Source organism: Streptomyces sp. NPDC059743 (genome assembly GCF_042732975.1).
Taxonomy (GTDB): Bacteria; Actinomycetota; Actinomycetes; order Streptomycetales; family Streptomycetaceae; genus Streptomyces.
The window spans coordinates 59,421-82,923 of the sequence record NZ_JBHWGS010000028.1; the positions used below are offsets into that span (position 1 = coordinate 59,421).

20 protein-coding genes and 1 pseudogene are annotated in these 23,503 nt (G+C 69.4%); 10 read left to right on the forward strand and 11 right to left on the reverse strand.

The window, feature by feature from the left end:
- Positions 1 to 45: 45 nt before the first annotated feature.
- A complete protein-coding gene (locus ACFV6H_RS35860; RefSeq protein ID WP_385550820.1) occupies positions 46 to 1,398 on the reverse strand; it encodes a transcriptional regulator in 1,353 nt (450 codons plus the stop codon).
- A gap of 239 nt (positions 1,399 to 1,637) precedes the next feature.
- On the opposite strand from ACFV6H_RS35860, the gene ACFV6H_RS35865 reads away from it, so the two are divergent.
- Together ACFV6H_RS35865 and ACFV6H_RS35870 are read left to right on the forward strand one after the other, a co-directional pair.
- A complete protein-coding gene (locus ACFV6H_RS35865) occupies positions 1,638 to 2,024 on the forward strand; it encodes an ATP-binding protein (protein WP_384982150.1) in 387 nt (128 codons plus the stop codon).
- Positions 2,025 to 2,139: 115 nt separating this feature from the next.
- Complete coding sequence (locus tag ACFV6H_RS35870; RefSeq protein ID WP_385550822.1) at positions 2,140 to 2,532, forward strand: hypothetical protein; 393 nt, start codon at positions 2,140 to 2,142, stop codon at positions 2,530 to 2,532.
- Here the strand turns inward: ACFV6H_RS35870 and ACFV6H_RS35875 are convergent.
- The 6 genes from ACFV6H_RS35875 to ACFV6H_RS35900 form a co-directional block, all read right to left on the reverse strand.
- Positions 2,529 to 3,461, reverse strand: coding sequence for a hypothetical protein (locus ACFV6H_RS35875; protein ID WP_385550824.1), 933 nt, complete (start codon positions 3,459 to 3,461; stop codon positions 2,529 to 2,531). The two genes, ACFV6H_RS35870 and ACFV6H_RS35875, sit on opposite strands and share 4 nt — an antisense overlap.
- 252 nt (positions 3,462 to 3,713) lie before the next feature.
- Positions 3,714 to 6,047, reverse strand: coding sequence for a galactose oxidase-like domain-containing protein (locus tag ACFV6H_RS35880; RefSeq protein WP_385550826.1), 2,334 nt, complete (start codon positions 6,045 to 6,047; stop codon positions 3,714 to 3,716).
- Positions 6,048 to 6,292: 245 nt separating this feature from the next.
- Entirely contained in the window at positions 6,293 to 7,582 is a 1,290-nt protein-coding gene (locus ACFV6H_RS35885) for a glycosyltransferase (RefSeq protein WP_385550828.1), read from the reverse strand.
- A complete protein-coding gene (locus tag ACFV6H_RS35890; RefSeq protein WP_385550832.1) occupies positions 7,579 to 9,474 on the reverse strand; it encodes an ArnT family glycosyltransferase in 1,896 nt (631 codons plus the stop codon). Before ACFV6H_RS35890 ends, ACFV6H_RS35885 begins: the two co-directional genes overlap by 4 nt.
- On the reverse strand, positions 9,471 to 10,724 hold the full coding sequence (locus ACFV6H_RS35895) for a glycosyltransferase (RefSeq protein ID WP_385550834.1): 1,254 nt from the start codon (positions 10,722 to 10,724) through the stop codon (positions 9,471 to 9,473). Before ACFV6H_RS35895 ends, ACFV6H_RS35890 begins: the two co-directional genes overlap by 4 nt.
- A gap of 254 nt (positions 10,725 to 10,978) precedes the next feature.
- Positions 10,979 to 13,081: a thioredoxin domain-containing protein gene (locus tag ACFV6H_RS35900; protein WP_385550837.1), complete on the reverse strand. Its 2,103-nt coding sequence runs from the start codon at positions 13,079 to 13,081 to the stop codon at positions 10,979 to 10,981.
- Between the two features lie 198 nt (positions 13,082 to 13,279).
- Between ACFV6H_RS35900 and ACFV6H_RS35905 the strand changes: the two genes are divergently transcribed.
- Complete coding sequence (locus ACFV6H_RS35905) at positions 13,280 to 13,846, forward strand: Uma2 family endonuclease (RefSeq protein ID WP_385550839.1); 567 nt, start codon at positions 13,280 to 13,282, stop codon at positions 13,844 to 13,846.
- Positions 13,847 to 14,006: 160 nt separating this feature from the next.
- Here ACFV6H_RS35905 and ACFV6H_RS35910 read toward each other — a convergent pair.
- Positions 14,007 to 14,145 (reverse strand): annotated as a pseudogene (locus ACFV6H_RS35910) (DUF255 domain-containing protein); the annotation flags it as partial.
- 141 nt (positions 14,146 to 14,286) lie between these two features.
- The gene (locus ACFV6H_RS35915) at positions 14,287 to 15,009 is read right to left on the reverse strand and encodes a DUF5753 domain-containing protein (RefSeq protein WP_385550841.1); all 723 of its coding nucleotides are present in this window, start codon (positions 15,007 to 15,009) and stop codon (positions 14,287 to 14,289) included.
- A 27-nt stretch (positions 15,010 to 15,036) separates the two neighbouring features.
- Here ACFV6H_RS35915 and ACFV6H_RS35920 point away from each other — a divergent pair, with 27 nt between their 5' ends.
- The 6 genes from ACFV6H_RS35920 to ACFV6H_RS35945 all read left to right on the forward strand — a co-directional run bounded on the left by ACFV6H_RS35920 (position 15,037) and on the right by ACFV6H_RS35945 (position 21,585).
- Entirely contained in the window at positions 15,037 to 15,408 is a 372-nt protein-coding gene (locus tag ACFV6H_RS35920) for a hypothetical protein (RefSeq protein ID WP_385550843.1), read from the forward strand.
- Positions 15,401 to 15,910, forward strand: coding sequence for a hypothetical protein (locus ACFV6H_RS35925; protein WP_385550845.1), 510 nt, complete (start codon positions 15,401 to 15,403; stop codon positions 15,908 to 15,910). Before ACFV6H_RS35920 ends, ACFV6H_RS35925 begins: the two co-directional genes overlap by 8 nt.
- Entirely contained in the window at positions 15,907 to 16,116 is a 210-nt protein-coding gene (locus ACFV6H_RS35930; RefSeq protein WP_385550847.1) for a hypothetical protein, read from the forward strand. Before ACFV6H_RS35925 ends, ACFV6H_RS35930 begins: the two co-directional genes overlap by 4 nt.
- A 21-nt stretch (positions 16,117 to 16,137) precedes the next feature.
- On the forward strand, positions 16,138 to 16,590 hold the full coding sequence (locus tag ACFV6H_RS35935) for an NUDIX hydrolase (RefSeq protein ID WP_385550849.1): 453 nt from the start codon (positions 16,138 to 16,140) through the stop codon (positions 16,588 to 16,590).
- Between the two features lie 41 nt (positions 16,591 to 16,631).
- On the forward strand, positions 16,632 to 18,089 hold the full coding sequence (locus ACFV6H_RS35940; protein ID WP_385550851.1) for an ATP-binding protein: 1,458 nt from the start codon (positions 16,632 to 16,634) through the stop codon (positions 18,087 to 18,089).
- A 118-nt stretch (positions 18,090 to 18,207) separates the two neighbouring features.
- Positions 18,208 to 21,585 (forward strand): tetratricopeptide repeat protein, encoded by a 3,378-nt coding sequence (locus ACFV6H_RS35945; protein ID WP_385550853.1) that lies wholly within the window; start codon positions 18,208 to 18,210, stop codon positions 21,583 to 21,585.
- Between the two features lie 99 nt (positions 21,586 to 21,684).
- Here ACFV6H_RS35945 and ACFV6H_RS35950 read toward each other — a convergent pair whose 3' ends face one another.
- Positions 21,685 to 21,951, reverse strand: a complete 267-nt coding sequence (locus ACFV6H_RS35950) for a hypothetical protein (protein ID WP_385550855.1) — start codon at positions 21,949 to 21,951, stop codon at positions 21,685 to 21,687.
- 1 nt (position 21,952) lies between these two features.
- Positions 21,953 to 22,834, reverse strand: a complete 882-nt coding sequence (mca, locus tag ACFV6H_RS35955) for a mycothiol conjugate amidase Mca (RefSeq protein WP_385550857.1) — start codon at positions 22,832 to 22,834, stop codon at positions 21,953 to 21,955.
- 97 nt (positions 22,835 to 22,931) lie between these two features.
- Here mca and ACFV6H_RS35960 point away from each other — a divergent pair, with 97 nt between their 5' ends.
- A complete protein-coding gene (locus tag ACFV6H_RS35960; RefSeq protein ID WP_385550859.1) occupies positions 22,932 to 23,333 on the forward strand; it encodes a DUF4307 domain-containing protein in 402 nt (133 codons plus the stop codon).
- The last annotated feature ends 170 nt before the right edge of the window (positions 23,334 to 23,503 follow it).

Here is a 23,503-nt window from a genome sequence, read left to right on the forward strand (position 1 = left end):
CACGAACGCCCGACACGCGACCACGCCTCTGCGGGCTCGCCGCGACTACGCGGCGGTGGCGAGCTCGCGCGCCCTCTCGTTGAAGTCGGCGACGAGCCGATGCGCGCCGAACGGCCGCATGCGTCGTTGCAGGTCCTGCACCGCCTCGACGGCGCGCGACGACTTGACTCGCTTGGTCAGCGAGAGCGTACGGATACCGGCGGCGTACGCGGAGTCGAGATCGCGCCGTTGCAGATGGGAGACCGCCAAGGCGGCCTGTGACATGGCTCCTCGGCGCGCTCGCTTCTGCATCTTGGCGTGGGTAATGGACCGCCGCGCGTGCTCCTCGGCCGCGGACGGGTCATCCAGGTCGCGGAAGGTGTTCGCATGTTCGCCGTGAAGGTACGCGGGGTCGATGAACGCGGCCCAGGCCGGTTCCTCGTCGAGCCGCACGCGCTCGTACGCCTTCTCCGACTGCGCGACGGCGTGCGCCGCCGCCGACTTCTCGCCGAGCAGCGCGAGCGCCCGCGCCTCCAGACACCACAGGTCCGCCAGGCACGCGGGCGAGTCCACCCGCGACAGCCCGTGCCGTCCCGCCTGCGCCAGTCGACGGCCTTCGGCGGGATCGCCGAGCAGCGTCGCCTGGTCGGCCATCCCCGCGAGGACGTGCGCGCCCAGGGCGGCGTCCTTCGATTCCTCGGCGAGGCGAAGCGCCTGGATCAGATGCCTCTGTGCGGTCCCGTTCTCCCCGTTGTCGTACGCCATCCACCCGAGGAGGTACGTCTGCTCCGCCGCCGCCTCGCACAGCGCGCGCCGCACCTCAGCACCGTGAGTACGGCGCAGGAGCGGATACACATGCTGCGTCATGTACTCGGCCAGGACCAGCCGGCCCGATCCGCCGCCCTGGAAAATGTCCATCCGCTGGAAGGTGGCGAACATGTTCTTCACGGCCGAGACGTCTTCGAGCCGCACCTGCGGGCCCGGCTCCGGTTCTTGATCGAGCGTGTTCACGAGCCAGTCCCGCGAAGGCCCCACTCCCGCGAAGGCCGCAAACGGCGCGGCTGAAAGGATCTTTCGTCGGTCCACGTCAGCTCTCCCCAGGTCGGCCACTACTTCCACGGTAGTCACGTACGAGGAGTTGTAAACGAGGGCGGCATCGGGCGCAGCACTCTCACCGAGCCCGAGGTCGTACGTGGTGACCCGGAATCCGAAGTGCTCCGAGAACACGGCGGCCAGGATGTCGGGAAGCGGCGCCCGTGGCATCTCGCCTTGAAGCCAGCACCGAACCCGCGTGGTATCTGGGGAGATATGGGGCTGCTTCCATTGCACAGCCTTCGATTTCACGCGCCGCGCCAACTCTCCGCGGCTCATGGTCGAGCGTGCCAGCCAATGTACGAGCTTGTCGTTCGGCGTCTTCATCCTCACAACTTTCTGCGACGGGGAGTAGCGGAAACAACACCCTTCGACACCCTCTTAGACGGTACCCCTGCCTTGCCGGCCCGTGTTGCCTAGTCGTACGAACCGATCCGGTCGCAGGAGTCATCACCATGACGAAGAGCGCGCAACACGAGAACTCGCCGAACTCACGGGGCCGAGGCATTTGCATGGGTCCCCTCCCCATGAGGCCATGCGGGTTATATGCCAACTGCCCCCACAACGTGCCCAAGACACCCGGGCAGGCCCTCTTCACGAGCGACCCGGAATCGGTGGCAGCCGCCCGCAGGTTCGCCGACGAAGTACTGGCACAGGATGCCCCGGACCTCGACACCGGCAAGGTGGATGACATCCGGCTGATCGTCTCGGAGCTGGTGACCAACTCGATTCGTCATGGAGCCGAGCCCGGCGGCTCTGTGCTCGTCGCCATCGAGTCGACAGCCGAGAACATTCGCATCGAAGTGCACGATCCCGTACGGCGCCGTCCGCGCTTCATCGAGCCCGACGAACGAGGAGGTCGTGGCCTGTTCATCGTCCAAGCGCTCGCAGAGACGTGGGGCGTCACCGACAGGGACTTCGGGAAAGCCGTGTGGGCGGTGGTGGCGCGATGACGGATGACGCGATGACGCAGCCGTTCACTATCGGCTGTCCCGTCGGCTCCGGCACCGGCACGAGCCCAATGCCGCTCGCGGGGCACGCCGGCAAACACGACTACCGGCCGACGGTATGACGTCGGAGCCGTCGACGCCCCACTGGCACGGTTACGCCTGGAACGGCCCCCGGTGCCGGCCCGGCAGTGACCCGGGCCCCCGTGTCACGCCCGAGGATGCCCAACCGCTCGACATCGAAGCTCAGTTGAAGCGGATCGCCGAGACCGCCACTGTGTTCACCACCCACCGCACCGTCGATGACGCCTACGCCTGGCTGGAGGCGACGCTCCAGCGGTACCCGCGTGCCGCCAGGACGCCGTTGCCCAGGGACGTACTCGCCGATGCGCGGGCACGGCTCGAACGCGGCGGCGAAGTGGACTGGTTCTACTACTCCCTCGACGGCCGGTACGTCACACGCACGCTCGACATCTGCACCGGCCCTCACGGCGGCGGTTGCCAACAGCCTTAACTCCAGCTCGGCGAGGGCCCGTTGCGCTCTCCGTACGGCACCGGGCGGGCCGTGAACGCGTCCAGGAGGACGCGGTCGCCGACCGGCCGGTTCAGCTTCACCGTGACCTCCTCCATCTTCAGTTCAGCGGTGCAGGGACCGTCCTTCGTTCCGACGACGGATGCGGACAGCACAACACTGCCGCCCGTCTCCAGCACCCGTACCGCAGGGCCGTCGTCGCAGGATCCGTGGGTGGCCATCACCGTCACGGAACGGCCGTCCCCGGCCACCTCGACCAGCCGGGCGAGCGGCGCCAGTACGTCCGTGGGCATCTGGCCGGCCGGCCCGAGCGGCGGCTCCGGCAGCTTCGACGGGCTGACGGCGACCCGCTTGAGCGGAGTGTCGTAGCCCTCCAGGGTGAACAGCCAGGCCGGGACGGTCGCCGGGCCACGGCTGGTGGCCAGGGTCATCTCCCCCAGCCACGCCCCGGTCACGGTGAGGTGCGCTCCGGCGTTGCCACCGCGGGCCACGGTGTCGTACGCCTTCCGCGCCCCCATCAGCGGCAACGTGAGTGAGTCGGCGCTCCCCCACTTCACCTGCCCGTCCTTGTCCGCGGTGGCGGGAAGTTCGCCGCTGAGGACGAAGCTCTGGGTTGTGTAGGCGTGCTTGTCGGCTCCGTCGCGCAGGCCGTTCTCCGGCAGTTGGACCGCCTCGCCCATCGGGAAGTAGCCCTTGCGCCACGCATCGGCGGCCTTGGAACCGTCCCAGGCGTCGGCGACCTGGCGGGCGCGGACCTCCGCGCCGCGACCGCCGCCGCCACCACCGCCGTCCCCGTCCCCCTCCTTCCCGTTGCCGCCGCACCCGACAAGGGCACCGGTTCCGGCGGTGGACAGGGCCAGCACAACAAGAAGATTGACGGTGCGTGAGGTGCGTGAGGTGTTCGTACGCATGGGTCCCCCGGGAATGGACGGTGCCGAGCAGAAGCCGCGCGGCGGTCAGGCGTGGAGCCCGTACCGTCCCTCTGACGCACCGGGCCCGGACCGGGTTCGGCTCATCCCATGCTCCGGCCGTGCTTGTTGTCGCATCGTGACCAGCCTCGTGACCGGACTCCTGACGGACGCCTGGCAGACGCCTGCCCGGCCAGGGCGGGCCCGGAGACCCTGGCCGGGCGTCAGCGCATGGCCGTCAGCCCCGACGGACCGTCAGCCTCTCGCCCGCTTCACATCGCCCTTTCCGCACGCCGTGCCGTCCCTGTTCGGGTCCAGCCGCAGCGGATCGTCCTTGCCGTTGACCTTCAGCCGGCCGTACGCGTTCGCCGCCAGCCAGTCGCAGCGCGCCTTCGTCGTCGGCCTCACCGTGTCCGGGAAGACCGTGGGTACGCAGACGTTCGCCGAGCCGTAGTGCCGGTCGCAGCCCGCGATCTGCGGGCTCACCGGCGCCGAAGTCCGCTTCTTCTGCGGCTTCTTCACCTTGCCGGCCAGGTCGTCGGCGAATTCGTGGACATGAGCCGACTCCGCCGACTGCTTCGCCAGCGCCGCCGGCCCGCCCAGATGCACCCACTCCGCCACCGACGGAATCCCGTTCGCGTCGACCGCGAACAGCATGTACCAGCCCGGCGGCGCCAGATTCGGGTTGCTCGTCACGTTCAGATCGACGTTGTTCCCGTCCACCGTCAGCGGCAGATCCACGAACCGCTGGTTCGGGTCGGACGAGTGCGTCACCGCCGCCGGGCGGATCAGCTCCGCCTTGGCGATGGGCCGGTCGACCGTGATCCGCTGGGTGTCGCCGTACAGCCACTGGTCGTCGATCAGCGAAGTGATCTCCGGCCGTGGGCCCTTGAGCAGATACGGCGGCGTGTACAGCGAAACCTGGTGGTTCCAGGTGCCGTTGCCCGGGTTGTCGCCCGTCGTCATCACACGGCCGTCCGGGAGCAGGAACGCCGAGGAGTGGTAGCCGCGCGCCTCGGGATCCACTGCCACCGGATCGAAGGTGTCCGTCTGCGGATCGAAGATGGACGATTCGTAGACCGGATTCGCCCGGTTGTGCAGCGCGCCGCCGGTCTCCAGGACCTTGCCGTCGGGCAGCAGCACCGCCGAGCCGTACATCTTGCCCTGCGCGCCGGTCTGCGGCTGCGGGCCGCCGCCGAGATCGACCGTGCCCTGCGGCAGCAGCGGACCGGGCGTGTACTGGGGGTTGGGCTGCTTGAGATCGATCAGGTCCGTGAGCCGGTTCGCCTCCGGGTTGGAGTCGATGTTGCCGCCGCCGATGGTCAGGACGCGCTGGTCCTGCGCGGGCGGCAGCAGCACGCTCGCCGACTGGTCGCGCTCGTCCTTGTTCTGGAGCCCGGCCACATCCGTGACGGTGTTGGCGTCGTAGTCGTAGATCGAGGATCCGGTGCCCGGAGTGCCGTTGCCGAAGACATGGCTGCCCGAGTAGAAGAGCCGGCCGTCCTGCATCAGGATCATCGACGGATACAGACCCCAGTACGACCAGGTCTGGTTCACCTGCCACAGCGGCAGCCACTTGTCCTCGGCGGCCGACCAGCGCTCGGCGGTCACGGACCCGCTGGAGTCCTCGCGCAGCCCGCCGAAGGACAGCACATCGCCGTTGCCCATGATCGTGGCCGACGGATACCAGTGGCCGTCGTTCATGTCGTTGGTCTTGCTGTAGGTCTCGGTGACGGGATCGAAGATGTACGAGTCCTTGTAGCCCTGGTAGCCGATCGTGCCGTCGGCCGACGGATAGCCCTTGTTCCCGCTCATCACCAGCACCCGGCCGTCAGAGAGCTGGACATGGCCGGCGCAGAACATGTCGTCGGGCGTCGGGACCGTGTGGTACGAGCCGTCCGACGGGTCGTACACGGCGGAGGTGAACGTACCGGCCTCGAACATGTCCGTGTTGTTGCCGGAACCGGCGATCAGCAGCACCTTGCCGTTGTTGAGGACCACCGAGTGCATCGAGCGCACGGGATTCTCCGTCGGCAGGACCTCCCACCTGCCGTCCGCGCACTCCTGGGCGGTCCCGGTGCACTCGGGCTCCACGGGCGGCAGCGCCACCTCTTCCATGGCGTAGTCGTCGGTGGTCACACTGCCCGTGCCGTACACCGACACACCCCAGGTGATCCGGTCGGTGCCGGGCGGTACGGCCGGAGTGCGGACCTCGGCGCGCTGGTAACCGGCGCTCAGGTCCAGCGTCTTGAGGTCGGTCCAGTACTGCCAGCCGGCCGTGGTGTCATGCCGGAAGAGTGTGATCGCCGCGTCCGGAGTGGTCGACTTGTACCAGAGGGACAGGTCGTACTGCCGGTCCGGCACCACATCGGGCGCGCACGCCACGGACTCCGTGATCAGCGCCTTGCGGTCGCCGTCGACGCGGCGTGTCAGCTCTACCTTGAGCGCCTTGGTGCCGGAGTGGGCGTCGGCGACGGTCGCGAAGCTGAAGTCGTTGTCACCCCAGCCGGACTGCTCCCAGCAGTACGGCATCGCTCCGGCGCCGCCCGCGCCCGCCGTCTCGAAGCCCGGGTTCTTGATGAGGTTCACACCGGCCGCGGCGGGCTGCTGCGCGCTGAGCAGCAGCCCGGACGTGAGCGCGGCGACGGCGAGCAGGGCTGTACGGCGGCTGCGCCGCGCGGGCGGCCGACGGAAGGGACGCGCAGGGCCCTGCGCCCGCGCCGGTCGCGCCCGACCCGCTGGTTCCGCAGGTGCCGCTGGTCCCGCGTCGCCAACCGAACCCGCCGATCCTCCTGGTCCCTCCGGCCCCGTAAGTCTCGTACTCCTCAGCAGTCTCATCGGATCACGCCCCCCTCGATACGGTCGGCCGCGGGCCTCCCCAGGCCCTCGGCCGCGGCTCCTCGTTCCGTACGGCCGGTCCCCCGGGCCGTGCCCCGGCCCGCGCGCCGCCCCCGCGCGCCCCGCTGCCGCTTCGGCAGATACACCAGCGCCTCCGTCCCCACGAACCGCAGGACGAACGTGGCCAGCAGCGCCAGCGCCGTCGCCGCCAGCACCGCCATCCCGAGCCGCGAGACGAAGAGCGCGATCAGCGGGATACGCAGCAGCAGATCGGCGTTGGCGAGCACCGCGAACCGGCCCACCCGGTCCGCCCAGTGCCGGTGCGCCCGCCTGCTGCGGAACAGCAGCGTCTCGATCAGCAGGAAGTTCCACGCCACGCCGAACTGGTTGGCCAGCACCTCGGCCGGGAGATAGTGCAGCCCGGCCGCCGTCAGCCCGTACAGCGCGAGCAGGTTCGGTGCGAAGCCGGTGAGGCCGATCAGTCCGAAGGCGGCCATCCGGGCGAACGGCGAGGCCGTGCGCAGCTCCACGAGATGGCGCAGGAAGCGCAGCCCTTCCCTGGCCGAGGACTTGGACTCGCCCGCGAACCGGTCCCGGAAGACGAACGGCACCTCGGCGGGCTGCTCGGGCCGGCAGCGCACCGTCAGCTCCAGCAGGATCTTGTAGCCGAGCGGACGCAGCGCCTCCGCGGTGACCGCCGAGCGCCGGATCGCGAAGAATCCGCTCATCGGGTCGCTGATTCCGCGCAGTCTGGCCGGGAAGAGTCCCTTGGCCAGCCAGGTCGCCGCGCGCGAGACCGCGACACGGTAGCCGCCGGCCAGCCCTGCCCGGCTGCCGCCGCTGATATACCGGCTGGCGACGACGAGATCGGCGCGCTCCCGCTCACCGGCCGCGACCAGATCGGGCACAAGGGCGGGCGGATGCTGAAGGTCGGCGTCCATGACGACGATCCAGTCGGAGCCCGCGGCCCGCAGGCCCTCCACGACGGCTCCGCCGAGACCGCCCTCGGGAGTCTGCCGGTGGATCACCTCGACCGGGAACGGGCAGTCCTGCGCGGCGGACGCGATCACCTCGGGTGTGTCGTCGGTCGAGTCGTCGACGAAGATCACCTCGCAGGGCAGTCTGGCCGGTACGGCGTCGGTGAGCTGGCGCAGCAACTCCCGTACGTTTCCTGACTCGTTGAAGGTCGGGATGATGACGGTGACGGCTCCGGGCTCGGCCACGGCCGTGGCTTCGAGCTCGGGTTCGCCGAGCTCTCCGGCGCCGGTGGGCGGAAGAATGCTCATCGTGCGCCTCCCGTGCTCGTCGTGACCGTGCTCGTAGTGGCTGTGCTCGCCGTACCCGTACTTGTCGCGCCCGTACTTGTCGTATCCGTGCCCTTCGTGGCCGCGGTCGCGGTCGCGATCCGCCGGATCTCGATCCGGTCCTCGCCCTCGCCGAAGACGGCGACGGTGTCCGAATGGGCCAGCGCGTCCCGCACATTGGGCAGATCGCGCGCATCGCGCCGTACCGTCGGAGAGGCGACCACATAGTCCAGATCGCGCCAGCCGCCGGGCATGGTCTCGGTGACGGCCGGGTCGAGATCGGCCTTGTAGAACCAGATCGCGCCGAGGCCCGGTTCGTAACCGGCGTGTACGAGGTCGAGCCAGAGCGCGTCGTCCACGAGCACCCGGGCCCGGGACGGATCGGGCACCTCCGTGGCCATCCAGGAGGCGGCGGCCCGGTAAGGAGCGTTGGCGTCGGCGGTCAGGGCGGTGCGGTTGCCGTCGTACCAGTGAGGCACGACGTATACGGCGGCGGTCGCGGCCAGGGCCGCCAGCGCCGTCCAGCGCACCACGGTCACCTTCCGGCTCTCCACCCTCTCCGCACTCTCTGCGTTCTCTGCGTCCTCCGTGCTCTCCGTGCTCTTCGTGCTCTTCGCTCTCTCCGTGCTCTTCGCGCTTGCGCGCCGTCTGCGCAGCACGGCATGCGTGACACTCGCCGCGCCGCCCGCCAGCACCAGCGCCAGGAACGGCAGCGCCTGGATGACATACATCGCGGGCAGATAACCGGACGGGCGCATGGCCACGGCGGTGAGGATGACCACGGCGAGCGCCGGGCCCGCGAGCGCCCGCGCCGTGACCGACCAGCGCAGCGTCACCATCAGCAGGACGGCACCGGCGAGACCGCCCAGCGGCAGCACCCGGTCGTAGTAGAGCCAGGACTGGAGCACTCCGTACGAGCCGCTGCCCGCGTCGAGGATGAAGCCGGAGCCGGGCCGGCTCATCTGGTACGTGATGCCGTCCCAGAGCGAGACATGTCCGCCGCCCGGCAGCAACTCGCCCTTGAGCAGGGCGAACAGCGGATAGAAGAGCCCGATCAGCGCACAGGCGGTGATCGCGCCGGTGAGGGCGAACTTCCTGGTGTCACGGTGGCTGAACCGCCACATCGTCACCAGCAGCGCCGGCAGGATGACGAGCATCGTCTCCTTGGTGAGCACGCCGACGGCGGCGGCAATCCCGGCCGCGAAGTGGTGCCAGAGATCACGGTGCGGCGAGGCCGCCAGACAGAACGCCAGCAGCATCCACATCACGGCGATGTTGTCGAGGAAGATCTCCCGCTGGAGCACCACGGAGAGCGGCGAGAGCCCGAAGAGGACCATCGCCAGTCCGGCCGCCCAGCGCGGCAGCCACAGCCGCCGGGCCAGTACGTACAGGAACACCGCGCTGGCCGCGCTGACCAGCAGCATCGCGAACCGCATCGGCGCGACGGTCATCGACTCGGGCGACAGAAGCGAGGGCAGCCAGGTCAGAAAGGCGATCTGCATCCAGCCGAGCGGCGGATGGTCGTACCAGTAGGTGTAGTGGGCGAGGCCGTCGCCCTCCTGGACCGCCCAGGCCTGGGCGAGATAGGTGCCCTCGTCGTCACTGAGCGTCGGATAGTGCTGGATGTTCCAGCCCTGGACCAGCAGGATCGCGACGAGGAGCACACCGCACAGCAGCAGATCGGGACGGGAGCTGCGGAAGCGCACCACGGGCCGGACGGTGAGCCGTCTGTTGCCTGGCCCTGGCGCACGGCCGTCGCCGGTCTTGTCGGGCGCGGCCTCTGCCGCGTCCTCTGCCACGTTCCGGGCATCGTTCGGCTGCGCGGGGACGGCCGTTCTCTGATCGGTCGTCACCACGGGAAGTGTGGAGGTCACGCGTGGACGTCCTCTCGGATGTCGCGGATGTCTCGGGCGTCTCCGGCGCCACCGGTGCCCGGCGCCAGATGCGCGCCGACATGGCTGGTCAGCTCCCAGTCGCTGTGGCCCCGCTGCTCGCGCCAGACGGCACGGATCGCCGCTCCGGCGAGCAGCACCTGGTAGAAGGGACCGCCGACGATGAGCTTCAGATAGTGCGTGAGCCGTACGCGAAGTCCGTACTGCTTGCCGAAGTCATGCAGCCCGACGACCTCGAAGACAAAGGTGACCAGCGCGGTGACCAGCGGCAGGAAGGTGACGAAGGCGATCGTCACCGGTACGTCCAGGAAGAGCGCGATCCCTACGTTGAGCGGGATGATCAGTCCGGTGAACGCCTGGAGGAACGGTGTCATCAGCGTGTAGCGGGCGAGCATCCGCTGTCCTGGCGTGGGCAGTTGCTTCCAGTCCTTCTTGCGGTAGACCTGAAGGAAGCCCTGGTTCCACCGAGTTCGCTGCTTGAGCAGGGACATCAGTGAGCCGGGAGTCTCCTCGCGGGTCACCATGTCCGAGTCGTACGCGACGACGACCTTCTTGCCGATGCTGGAGAGCCGTACGCCCAGATCACAGTCCTCGGCAAGGCAGTTCGGGTCCCAGCCGCCGGCCGCGCGCAGCACCTCGGTCCGTACGAAGACGGTGTTGCCGCCGAGCGGGATGAAGCCCTTCTGCGCGTGCAGATGGAGTCTGCTGCGGAACCAGAAGAAGTACTCCAGGCAGTTGCGCAGGCTGTACCAGCTCGAATGGAAGTTGATGAGCTGCACTCCGCCCTGGACGACATCGGCGCCGGTGGAGCGGAAGGCGTGGTCCACATGGGTCAGCAGCTCGGGATGGACCTGGTCCTCGGCGTCGAAGACTCCGACGAAGTCGCCGGTGCAGTGCGGCAGCGCGGTGTTGAGCGCCTTGGGCTTGTTCTTCGCCTCATGGGTGTCGACGACGACTCTGACGCGTCCCGGATCACGGGCGGCGGCCCGCTCGGCGACCTCGGCGGTCTCCGGATCGTCGTGTCCGACGATGACGATGATCTCGAAGTCGGTGTGGCTGGACTGGAGCAGCCGCTCGACCGTGTGCTCCAGCACCGCCTGCTCGTGGCGGGCGGGCAGCAGCAGGGAGAACGAGCCCTGCCGGCCTCCGTCGGGCGGTGCGAACTTGGTCGCGGCCAGCGTCTCCGGTGTACGCCAGGCATGCATCTGCCACCAGAGCGTGAACGCGGCCATCCAGAAAAGCGCCAGTGAAACGGCAGCAATGAACACAGACGTGAGCAACACGGCCCCCCTCGGCCCGGGTGGACCGCGGCAAGGCCCCCCTGGCCGCCGACGCACCCTCGATCCCCCTCGCGCAACAGGCTCCCCCCACACACCTGTTGCGCCTCTTGTGAAGACAATAAGGCCGACCTGTGACGGCCGGAGGGCCGTTTGGGTGAATACTGCGTTTCAGGCCGATTCACCGCACGTCATAAACCGGCCACAGATTACTCGAACACGCCCAACTCGCCGCGCAGTACGCTCACTTCGGTTGTGGGAGCGGTGCATACGAACCGTCGGCAGACATACGCGGCGGACCGCCCGCCGACAAGCGGACGGCCCGTCAGCAGCGGGAAGCCATCGGTGCCCCCGTCGCCGCCGGTCCCGTCGGCCCCGCCAAGCCCGTCGCCGTCCGCAGGGCCGTACGCCACGACCGCGCCGGGTGCCGTCGCGAGCAGTGCCGTACGGTGCAACTCCCGTGCCGCGGCGTCTCCTTCGGGCCCGACGTCTTTGGGCGCGACGACGGCGATCTCACGCGGCCCGTCGAGCAGCGCCTCGGCGACCGCGAGGCCCCAGCCGATGAAGCGCGGCGCGCGCGGGCCCAGGGACTTCACCACGCCCAACGCGCCTTCGGCAGCGGTGCGATGGGCCTCGGAGCCGGTGTGCGCGGCGTAGGAGAGCAGGGCTCCGGCGGCGGCCGTCCAGCCGGACGGCGTCGCGTTGTCCGTCGGATCCTGGGGCCTGCGGATCAACTGTTCGGCGTCGTCGGCGGTGTCGAACAGCGCGCCGTCCTCCGCGACGAAGCGGTCGAGCACAATGTCCAGCAGGAATCCGGCGAATTCCAGCCACGCTCCCTCGCCGGTGACCGCGGCGAGCGCCAGAAATCCCTCGGCGACATCCCCGTAGTCCTCCAGTACGCCGGCGTGCGCGCCGGACCTGCCGTCCTTCGAGGTACGGACGAGCCGCGCGGTCTCAGCCGTGTCGCCGAGGTGCACCCGTACGAGCAGATCGGCGGCCTCCGTGGCCCGCTCCACCAGGTCCGGCCGGTCGAAGTACGCGCCGGTCTCGGCCAGCGCGGCGATCGCGAGCCCGTTCCAGGCGGCCACGATCTTGTCGTCCCGGCCGGGCCGTGGCCGCTCCTCGCGCGCGGCGAGCAGCCGGGCCCGTACGGACTCGACGCGGGCGGCGTCCACCACGCCGCCGCCCTGCGGAAGTTGGAGCACGGAAGCACCTTCCTCAAAGGTGCCCTCCTCCGTCACCCCGTAGTACTGCGCCGCGAACTCAGCATCCGACTCACCGAGCACCTCGCGCAGCTGCTCCGGCGTCCAGACGTAGTACGCGCCCTCGACATGCCGTCCGGTGCCGTCGTCGCTGTCCGCGTCCAGCGCGGAGGCGAACCCGCCCTCGTCCGTGCGCAGTTCGCGTACGAGGAAGTCCGCGGTCTCCACCGCGACGCGCCGCGCCAGATCGGATCCGGTGGCCCGCCACAGATGGGCGTAGACGCGGCACAGCAGCGCGTTGTCGTAGAGCATCTTCTCGAAGTGCGGGACGGTCCACTCGCGGTCCACGGAGTAGCGCGCGAAGCCGCCGCCGAGCTGGTCGTAGATCCCGCCGCGCGCCATCGCCTCACAGGTGTCGGCCGCCATCTGGAGCGCGCCCTCGGCGCCGGTGCGGGCGTGATGGCGCAGCAGGAACTCCACCACCATCGACGGCGGGAACTTGGGCGCGCCGCCGAAGCCGCCGTGCCGCGCGTCGTACTCCCTGGTCAGCCCGAGCAGCGCCTGCGACACCTCCGCCTCGCCCGGCACGCCCTCGCCGCCGCCGTGCGCGAGCGACCGCCCGGACAGCTCCCGTACGATCCGCCCGGCGACCTCCGCGACCTCCTCGCGCCGGTCGGTCCACGCGGCACTGACACCCTCCAGGACCTGCGGGAAGGACGCCATGCCGTGCCGCGGCGCGGGCGGGAAGTACGTACCGAAGTAGAACGGCTCCCCGTCGCCCGTCAGAAACACCGTCATGGGCCACCCACCCTGCCCGGTGGCAGCCTGCACGGCCTCCATGTACACGGCATCCACATCGGGCCGCTCCTCGCGGTCCACCTTGATATTGACGAAGTGCCGGTTCATGTACTTCGCGGTCGTCGTGTCCTCGAAGCTCTCGTGCGCCATCACATGACACCAGTGGCACGCGGAGTAGCCGACCGACAGCAGAACGGGTACGTCACGCCGCCGCGCTTCCGCGAAAGCCTCCGGCCCCCAGGGCCACCAGTCGACCGGATTCTCGGCATGCTGAAGCAGATACGGCGAGGTCGCGCCACCCAAGCGGTTCACAGTAATCACCCTCTCATGCGACGTCCGGCAGCCCGGTAGATCAGGCCTCAACCAGAGAATGCGCCCCACCGGTCGACCGGGTTGTCGGCGCACTGGAGCAGAGACGGGGCCTCCGCTCTCACCCTAATCGGGCAGGCTGGACAGTAGGCTGAGCCGGGCGGCACCGGAACTGACGAGCATCCTCGAAGGAGGTACGCCATGACCGCCGAGATGGTCGCACCCGCATGGATGCACTTGCAGATCAGCGCAGAACAGTACGACTCCTGGTCCGAGGAGCAGTGCGTCGGCATTGAGATCGTGGACGGGATGGTCGTCGTAAGTCCGAGTGCGTCCAAGCGTCGCAATCGGCTGGCCCGGATCCTGGCCAATGCCCTGGACGCCGCCGCAGGCCCGGACTGGAACGCCGACACGGATTTCGACGTCCGCCTCCAGGACGTTCCGCTCACCAACCGCCGTCCGGACGTGACCGTCTACCGGGCGGAGACCATCGACCTCACGCCCACCCGCCCAGAGCATGTGCTCCTGGTTGTCGAGGTCGTGTCCCCGGGCTCGGAGACCACCGACCGGGTTGTGAAGGTGGACCAGTACGCCAAGGCCGGCATCCCCTTCTACTGGCGAATCGAACAGGCCGCCACCGGTCTCCCGATCATCTACACCTACGTTCTCGACCCAGCCACCAAGGCATACAGGGACGGCGAGATGTTCACCGGCGTAATCAAGGCTGCCGCGCCCTTCTCCGTCACCGTGGACCTGGGAGCCGCCTGACGGGCAAGGATGCTCCGTCTCCACTCCAGCCAAGCGAGGCGGCAAGCTGCTCCTGCGTCCAGGCATCGATCTTCGCGTCAAGATCATCACTATCGGCGCCCATAACAGCACCCTATGGCGTCACACCTGGTCGGCACTCACGGGTTCAGCTAGCGCACTGGCACCAGTGACAACTGCTGTACCCGACACTCAGCAACACCGGCACATCCCGCCTCCGCGAACGCCTCGGCCGACCCGGGCCACCAGTCCACGGGATTGCCGGCGTGTTGGAGCAGGTACGGAGAGGTCTCATGGGCCAGTCAGTTCACCATCCCCCCATCCTGCCCCAGCAAGCCCCCACCCCGAACGAAGCCACGGTCAGCCACCCAGGCGGAACCCACTCACCGGCCCGGAACACGGAGGGCCGCGAGTATCTCTTGCTTCCGGGCTCCTCCATCGGCTTACCGCGCTCGGTCGAAATGTTGAACAGCAGAAAGGATCAACGCCCTGGCGGGCTGACCGTAGACCGCCGACTGCCTGAGAAGCGCGAACGCTTTGGCGTACAACTCGATTTCTTTCGGCTGGGTGACCGAAATCTCGGCAGAGTAGGTCTCAACGAGTACAAGTTTGTCATCGAACATCGAAAATGAGTTACCGGGCCAGACCGCCAGACGCGCGTCTCGAGGAATTATTCCCACGCTCAGCCTCGGAAGCCGCATGACCGCCAACAGGCGGTCGAGCTGGGCCTTCATCACGTCCGGGCCACCGAAGGTGGTGTAAAGGGCCTGCTCGGCAAGCAGAACGTCGAATATCCTGTTGCCACTGTACAGAAATTTCTGCCGTTCGAGCCTCTTGGCCACGGCCGCGTCACTGTCGTCGTTGGTAATCTCATAAAGCTGCACAACTTGCTTGAACACCTCCGCGGAATACTCCGCAGTCTGGAGTGTGCCCCAGATGACTGTCGGATGCCAGATCCTGAATATCTTGGTCCTGGCGTAAACCGGCAGGGATTTTTGTTGCCGCGAAGCCGCCCCGTTCTGGAACAGCCGCCGCCACTCCATCCACAGCTCTTCGATGTGCCGGACCGTAGCGATCAAGTCACCGATGTGCTCTTGATTCCGCGTCCTCTCGCACCAGACGCGAATGTCGTCCTCGCTGGCGTTCTGCTTGCCGTTCTGCTCCATGCGTCCGACTCGATTCGCCGGTCCCGAATGATCGGCCCGGTCGTCGCCGACCGGTATGTCTCATCGGTGATCGCGTGCCATGCCGCCGTACACGGCGTCGCGGTGGAGACCGTAACCAGGCTCCTGGAGCCCTACCGCCCCTATCTGGTGGAGCCGACTCACACCTTCTACCTCCGGTGCGCGGAATCGGTGCTGCGTGAGCGCATGGCCCGCAAGCACGACCTGAAGCAAGACGACATGGAGCTCTTCACCGTCCCCGGTCGCCTCGCCGGTCTGCTCGCCAACTTCGAGGCTGTATCCGCCGCAGATCCCACGGCTGTCGTCATCGACACGGATGACAAAACACCGGAGGAACTCGCCGAGTGTGTCATCGCCCGGCTGGAGTCCGGCGGTGCTTAACCCCATCGACACCGAGGCCGTCATCCGCCGAGGTGGCGCCATCGGAGGGTTCCCCGGCGAGATCCACGAGGGAGTCGCCTGGTGGCTGGGAGCCTGCCTCGTCATCACCCAGAAGGCCGACCGCATCGCCGTGGCCCACGACGGACATCCGTCCATCACCGAGTTCGCCAAGCGCTTCTGTCTGGGCGCGATCAATGCTCAGCACTACGCGTGCAATGTGCGGTTCCTCGGGCTCCAGACCGAGGAGCTGCTGCTGGCCACGCTCGGGAGCTTCGACGGTGTCCCCGGTGCCTGGCTCTCCGCCAGTGAGACCGAAGGCGCACTCGTCGTCCGCATCACGCTCTACAACCGGCAGGGCCTCGTCCTGGACGATACGAACGGTCTCGCGGAAATCCGGCGGCTGATCGCCGAGGACCGTGTACCGATCCCCGTCAACGCCCGGGCCAAGGGGACCACCGAGCCCTGGCGCTCCCAGTTGACGAAACGGGAGGATCTGTCGTGATCAACGCGGCCGAGGTCGTCCGGACCGGCACCAGCTATGCCGACGAGCACCTGGGGCGGCCGGTATCCGTCCTGACCGCAGAGCAGCGGTGGCTGATCATCGTGTGTACCGACCACGGCGACGCATTCGGCGACGACGGATTCCATGGCCGAGGCATCGCTCACCCCGTCGTCATGAACGTGCCGTTCGCGGCGGTGGTGCGCTGAGGGCCGCTACCCTCGCGAGGCATGAGCGAGGACATCCAAGAACGCGGGCGTCTCCGCGACGCGTCCGTTGTGGTAGCGCGCGACGCGCAGGGCCTGGTGGCCGTCTTGAGCGCCGGCTTTCCACGGCACGGTGGCGAGTATCTCTTCCTTCCGGGCGGACGCAGGGAACCCGGGGAGGACGATGAAATGTGCGCGCGTCGCGAGCTGCGCGAAGAGGCCGGCGTCATCGCCGGGTCGTGGAGGTCGCTCGGCTCGTACGCCATGTCGCTCGATTCGACGGCGCGTGTACACCTGTTCGAGGCCCGCGACCTGACGCTCGGACCGCAGGAACTGACTGCCACGGAGAGGGACTTCAAACTCGCCTGGTGGCCCATGGAGGAAGCGATCGACGCAGCGGCGGCAGGCCGCTTCCTCCTCCCTGCGGGTCCCTTGGCGTTGCTTCTGGCAGAGAGACCAGGGCAGCATTTTATGTAGAATGAATCTACATAGATTGAATCTACCTTGCGGGAGCAGCGATGGCCTCCACACCCTTCGTCGGCCGCGGTGCCGAGCTGAATCTGCTGCGCAAGCGTCTCGACCGCACTCTCGCGACCGGGTCCGGTACCGCCGTGGCCATCCGGGGGCGGCGGCAGGTGGGCAAGTCGCGGCTGGTGCAGGAGTTCTGCGACCGGGCGCGGCTTCCCTATCTCTTCTTCACCGCCACCAAGGGCGCCTCGTCCCTGGAGGCACTCGCCGCCTTCCACACCGAACTGCGCGAGTCACAGCTCCTCCCGGGCGACGGCGCCCTGCTCTCGGCGAGTCCGCCCTCGAACTGGCCTGACGCCTTCCGGCTGCTGGCCTCCGCGCTCTCGGACGCGCCCGGTGTGGTCGTACTCGACGAGCTGCCCTGGCTGGCGGAGCAGGATCAGGTCTTCGACGGCGCTCTCCAGACGGCGTGGGACCGTCTGCTGTCCCAGCGGCCCGTGCTGCTCCTGCTGCTCGGCAGCGATCTGCACATGATGGAGCGGCTCACCGCCTACGACCGGCCCTTCTACGGCCGCGCCGACAGCTTCGTACTCGGCCCGCTCAATCCCGCGGAGACCGGAAGCGCCCTCGGACTCGACGCCTCCGACGCCATCGACGCGCATCTGGTCTCCGGCGGCCTGCCCGGCATCCTGCGCGCCTGGCCTCATGCGACACCCGCCCTCGACTTCATCGAGGCGGAGTGCGCCGACCCGGCCTCCCCGCTGTTCGGTGTGCCCGAAGCGGCGCTCATGGCCGAGTTCCCGGCGCCCGACCAGTCCCGCCGGGTGCTGGAGGCGATCGGCGGCGGCGACCGTACCCACACGAACATCGCGGCCACTGCGGGAAGCCGCAGCGGCGCCCTGCCCTCGGGTGTGCTCTCGCCGATACTGCACCGGCTCTCGGAGGAGAAGCGGGTGCTCGCGGTGGACAGCCCGCTCTCCGTCAAGCCCGGGAAGCCCGCGCTCTACCGCGTCGCGGACAGCAATCTGCGGCTGTATCTCGCGGCCCTGCGGTCCGCGCAGGAACAGACCCGGCGCGGGCGCCCGGAGGCGGCCTTCGGGCTGGTGCGGCGGCGCTGGGCCTCCTGGCGGGGCCGTGCCGTGGAGCCGCTGATCCGCGAATCCCTCGAACTGGCCGCGATGGACGGCGACTTCCCCTGGCCGGAGACCGGGACGGTGGGAGGCTGGTGGAACCGGCAGTTCAGCCCGGAGATCGATCTGGTCGGTGCCGACCGCGCACCCGTGGCCGGCACGCTGTTCTTCGCCGGCTCCGTCAAATGGCTGACCAGCCCATTCGATCAGCACGACCTCACCGCGCTGGAACAGGGCGTGGCGCAGCTTCCCGGGTTCGTTCCGGGCAGCACCGGCCTGGTCGTGGCCTCCCGTGCCGGCATGACGGCCGGCATCGCCTCGGACCGTATCGGGCTTGTCTGGGGGCCTCGGGACGTTGTCGGCGCCTGGCCGGAGTGAGGACGCGCAACCGCGTACGACTGCGCGCGTGGGAGGAACTCCGGCGGGCTGGTCTCGCGTTCGTGGGGTCGGCACAGGACAATGTCCCTCCATCCAGTGCTTGCGGAGGGGGACGCTTATGCGGGAGAGCCACCGGGCCGAAGCCGAGCGGCTGTTGGTGCGTGCCGTGGAGGAGGAGGTGCGGCGCTCCGGCGGCCGGACCGACGGGAACGCGCTGCTGGCGCGAGGGCGGAGCGCGCTGGATGCCATGGCGTCCGGAGCGGCCGAGGAGTACGCCGCCTACGCGCGGGCCATGGAGGCGGCGGAGGCGGAGCGGCGGCCACTGTCGCACCGGTTCAGCCGGCAGTCCATCGGAACGCCCGTGCTGGTCACGGCCGTTGCCACCGCCGCCGCGGTCGGCGCGGATGTCGCGCTGGGCACCGCCACGGGCGTCGCGCTCGGCGCGGGCGCCGTGGTCGCCGTCGCCGGCGCCGCCACCACCGTCGCCAAGGTGACCGCGTCCCACTGGCCCGCCGCCCATCAGCGCGCGGGCGCGGCCGGCCAGCCCGGCGGCACCGAGCAGCTACGGCTCCAGTGGCTGACGGCGCTGGAGGTACGGGGCATCCGCCCGTTCCTCGACCAGCAGCGCGTGCTCACCTCCGCGACCCGCCGCACCACCACCAAGAAGTCCGTACCGCAGCTCCGTGGCGGCGACCGCAGCGCCGCCGCGCGCCGGCGCACCGTCCTTGAGCAGTCCTTCGCCCATCTCCCGCAGCCCGACGGGCCGTTCGCCGGGCGCCGCGCCGAGATGGCGCAGATCGCGCAGTGGGTCCACGCGGCCCGCGCCTCGACGGAGACCAGGCCGACCGTGGTGGTGATCCACGGCGATCCGGGCTCCGGCCGCACCGCGCTGGCCGTACGGGCGGCGCACCGGCTCAAGGACCAGTTCCGCGGGGCGTGCGTCGTCGATCTGCGCGGCGGCGACGCGGGCGAGGCGCCACTGTCGACGCGCGACGCGCTGCTGCATCTGCTGAACCGGCTCGGCGCGCCGCGCGAGCAGCTCCTCTTCCGTGAGCGGTCCTCTCCGGAGCAGCAGGTACGGCGGCTGAGCGAGCTGTACCACCAGCATCTGACGGGCCTGCCGGTGACGGTCGTCCTGGACGACGCCTCCGATCCCGAGCAGGTCAGAACGCTGGTGCCGGAGCGCTCGGAGAGCCTGGTGCTGGTGACGGCGCGCCGGCCGCTCGATCTGCCCGCCGATGTACCGGCCTGGGTGCACCACCTGCCGGTGGAGGCGCTGGACGGCGCGGGCGCGGAGGAACTGCTGCGGGCGGTGGCCGCGGCGGCCGGAAGCGGCTCGGAGTCCGGCGGCGGCTCCGGGTCCAGCTCGGGCTCGGGCTCCGGGGCCAGCACCGGCTCCGGTTCTGCCGACGTGCCGTACGACGCCCAAGCCGCCGACAAGGTACGGGAGTTGTGCGGCGGGCTGCCGCTCGCCCTGTGTGTCGCCGGATCCTCGCTCGGCACCCGTACCGCCCAGTCCCTGGCCGCGGATCTCGCCGCGTACGGCCCCGTGGAGCCGGTCGAGCGCGCGCTGTGGCTGCGCTACACCGACCAGTCCGAGCAGGCCCGCCGGCTGCTGCGCCGGCTCGCGCTGGCCGGCCGCGCGTCCCTGGGCGCCGCCGCCGCGGCGGCGCTGCTGGCGACGGACGAGCACACGAACGAGCGCCCGGACGGACGCACAGACGGACGCACGAACGAGCGCACAGACGGGCGCACCGACGAGCAGGCGGCGGCACAGCTGCTGACCACACTGTCCCGGGCCGGTCTGATCGATCCGGTACGGTCCGGCCGCTACCGGCTGCACGACGCCGTACGGACCTTCGCGCAGGCGCGGCTGCGCGAGGAGGAGCAGGAGGCCGACCGTACCGCCGCGCAGGAGCGCCTCATCCGCAACTACGCGGAGCTGGCCGACTCCGTGATCCGGCTGGTCGACGGCAAGACATCGACGCGCGCGGACCTCTTCAAGACCGCGGCGGGCGCGCACGGCTTCTCCTCCCTGGACGCGGCGCTGCGCTGGCTGGACGAGGAGTCCAGCTTCATCACGGCCACACTGCGGCACGCGGAGGGCGTCGACCAGCAGGCCGTGCTCGATCTGCTCGGCGCGCTCTGCGACTACTGCCTGCTGCGCGGCGATCTCTACCGGCTGGGCGAGATCAGCGAGTTGACGCAGGCGGTGGACCAAGGGCTGCTCGTACGCTCGGTCCAGTGGCGTACGGGTATCGCGGCCCGTCAGCTCGGCGAGCTGGACAAGGCGCGCTCCACCCTGACCTCGGTGGTCGATCTCTACCGCGAGGCGCAGCACGACGCGGGCGCGGCGCGCGCCCTCTGCTCGCTGGGCATCACCCTGCACCACCAGGGCAATCTGCCCGAGGCGTCGGCGAAGCTGCGCGAGGCGCTGGCGCTCCAGTCCGGCGACGAGCTGGCGGCGGACCGCGCCTGGACGCTGCACGCCCTCGCCGCGGTCGAACGCGACCGCGGCGGCCTCGCGGAGGCGCTCACGCTGCTCTCCACGGCGCTGGTGCTGCACCGCGAGAGCGAGTCCGTCCACGGCGAGGCCTGGTCGCACTTCCAGCTCGGCCAGGTCTGTCTGCGCATGGGCGATGTGGTGCGGGCGGAGGCCGAGCTGGGCGAGGCGCTGGAGCTGTACGGCAGGACCCGCGACGGCCGCGGCGAGGCCTGGGCGCTGACCCAGCTCGCGCGGGCGCGTCTGGTCGACGGCGAACCGGGCCCGGCGGTCGGCGGGCTCCGTGACGCGCTCGCCCGCCACCGGGAGAACGAGGACGCGCGCGGCGAAGCCTGGACGCTCTACTACCTGGGCCAGGCGCTGGAGGAGAACGGCAGCCGCGACGAGGCGGTACGGGAGCTGGAACGCGCCCGCACGATGTTCTCGCGGATGCGGGACGTATATGGTCTGGCCTGTGCCCGGCACCACTCGGGCCGGGTCACCCGCGACCAGCGCGCCGCCCAGACCGGCAATCTCCGCAACTCGGGCTTCGCCCGTCAGCTCCTGGTCGACGCCCGCGCCGACTTCCACCGTATCGGCGTGGCCCACGGCGAGGCGTGGACCTGTCTGGAACTGGCCATCATCGACGCGGGCAACAACCGCGCGGCCCAGGCGCTCCAGCTCTGCGACGAGGCGACGGCGCTCTTCGCCTCGTACGGCGACGAGCGCGGCACCGACTGGTCCCGCTTCCTGCGCTGCACGCTGCTGCCGTACGCCTCGGCGGGCGGTACCGAGGTCGGCTCGGCGGTGGCCGAACAGGAGCTGACGGACCTGACCGCCGCCCGCCACGCGCTCCGCGACGGCAAACTGGAGGACTGCGCGGACGCCTACACGGTCATGCTCCGCCGAGGCGTATCCCTGGACGACGGCTGGCAGGCCTGGCATCTGGGCATGGTCCCCACCCGCCACGCCCGCGAGGTCATGGGCGTACCGGTGGAAACGACACCGGCGTAGGACGCGCGGGAGGGCGCGGCTGAGGTACGCGGCGGGCTCGCCGCGCCCGTCAGTACTGGCCGCCCCGGGGCCGGGGCGGCCAGTACTGTGGCAGACGCGTCAATCCGACTCGGCGTGCGGCGGCTTCGGCGAGGTCGAGGTCGAGGTCGTGGCCGGCGTCTTCTCCGGCTTCGAGGTCTCCTCCGGCTTCGGGGTCTCCTCGAAGTTGACCATGCTCATGTGCCGGTTCATCGACTTCATCAGCAGCCACACACCACCCGCCATCACCGCGAACACGATGAACCCGAGCACACCGGGCGTCACCTTGTTCTCGTCCAGCTCCTTGGCGAGCGGCAGCATGTGCGTCATTGCCTGGGTCGCATACATATCAGGCATTGTCGCGGATGCCCGCGAAGAGGTCGCTCTCGGGGAGGGACGTATCGACGAGGGACTTCGCCAGCTCGTACTCCTCCGTCGGCCAGACCTCCCGCTGGATGTCCATCGGCACCCGGAACCAGCCGCCGTCCGGGTCGATCTGCGTGGCGTGCGCGATCAGCGCCTTGTCCCGGATCTCGTAGAAGTCCGCGCACGGGACATGCGTGGTCAGCGTCCGCTCCTCGCGCTCGATCTCCTTCCACCGCTCCAGCCAGGCCCCGTACGGCGACTCCAGACCGCGCGCCAGCAGCGCCTCGTGCAGCGCGACCGTACGCGGCCGGTTGAAGCCCTGGTTGTAGTAGAGCTTCTGCGGCTGCCAGACCGGACCGAACTCGTCCTCCGGATACTTCTCCTTGTCCGTCGCCGCATCGAACGCCACCATCGAGATCTTGTGCGTCATGATGTGGTCGGGGTGCGGATAGCCGCCGTTCTCGTCGTACGTCGTGATGACCTGCGGCCGGAACGAGCGGATCAGCCGCACCAGCCGGCCCGCCGCCTCGTCCACGTCCTCCAGCGCGAAGCAGCCCTCGGGCAGCGGCGGCAGCGGATCGCCCTCAGGCAGCCCGGAGTCGACAAAGCCCAGCCACTCCTGCTCGACACCGAGGATCTGGCGCGCCTCCTCCATCTCTTTTTTACGGACCTCGTGGATGTGCTCCTCGATATAGGCGTCACCCTGGAGCTTGGGGTTGAGGATGGAGCCGCGCTCGCCACCCGTGCAGGTCACGACCAGCACGTCCACCCCCTCGGACACGTACTTGGCCATCGTGGCCGCGCCTTTGCTCGACTCGTCGTCGGGGTGGGCGTGAACGGCCATCAGCCGTAGCTGCTCAGTCAAGACTCGATCCTCAGTGATTCGTCGCATCGGACGGCTTCTATAGTGACGGATACCCGGGGGCGGAAATTCCGGCCGCCCGACGCGGAAAGGGACGATCATGGCTGTGGTGCGCGAGCAGCTCCCCCCCGGCCGTTACGGCCGCTCGGCGGACGAGCACGCGGATCACCGGCTGCGGATCACCGGCGCCGTCCTCGGCACCGCGCTGATCGCCCTGATCGGCTGGTTCGGCTACCACTATGTAGTCGATCGCAGTGTCTCCGGCGAGCTCATCAAGTTCAAGGTGGTTTCCGCCACCTCTGTGGAAGTCCATCTGGAAGTCCGCAAGGACCGGGACGCCGGCGGCAGCTGTACGCTGCGCTCCCTCGCGGAGAACGGCGCCGAGGTGGGCCGCAAGGACGTACGCTTCGGCCCCGGCGAGACCAGGATCGACCAGGTCTTCACCGTGCGTACGACGGCGACCGCGACCAGCGCGGAGCTGCTGGGCTGTACGTCGGACTGAGCCCTGTTCCTGCGCCGCGCCCGCGTCGACCGCATCGTCCAGGAACTCCCTACTTCGGCTGTCGGACCCGCCGTACGTCTCGCCGCTGACCTGCGTCGACGTAAATCTGATGGCTTTCGTCCTCCCCCTCGCGCCACGAAATTGTTAGGCTCGTGGTTTCGCCCGACCGA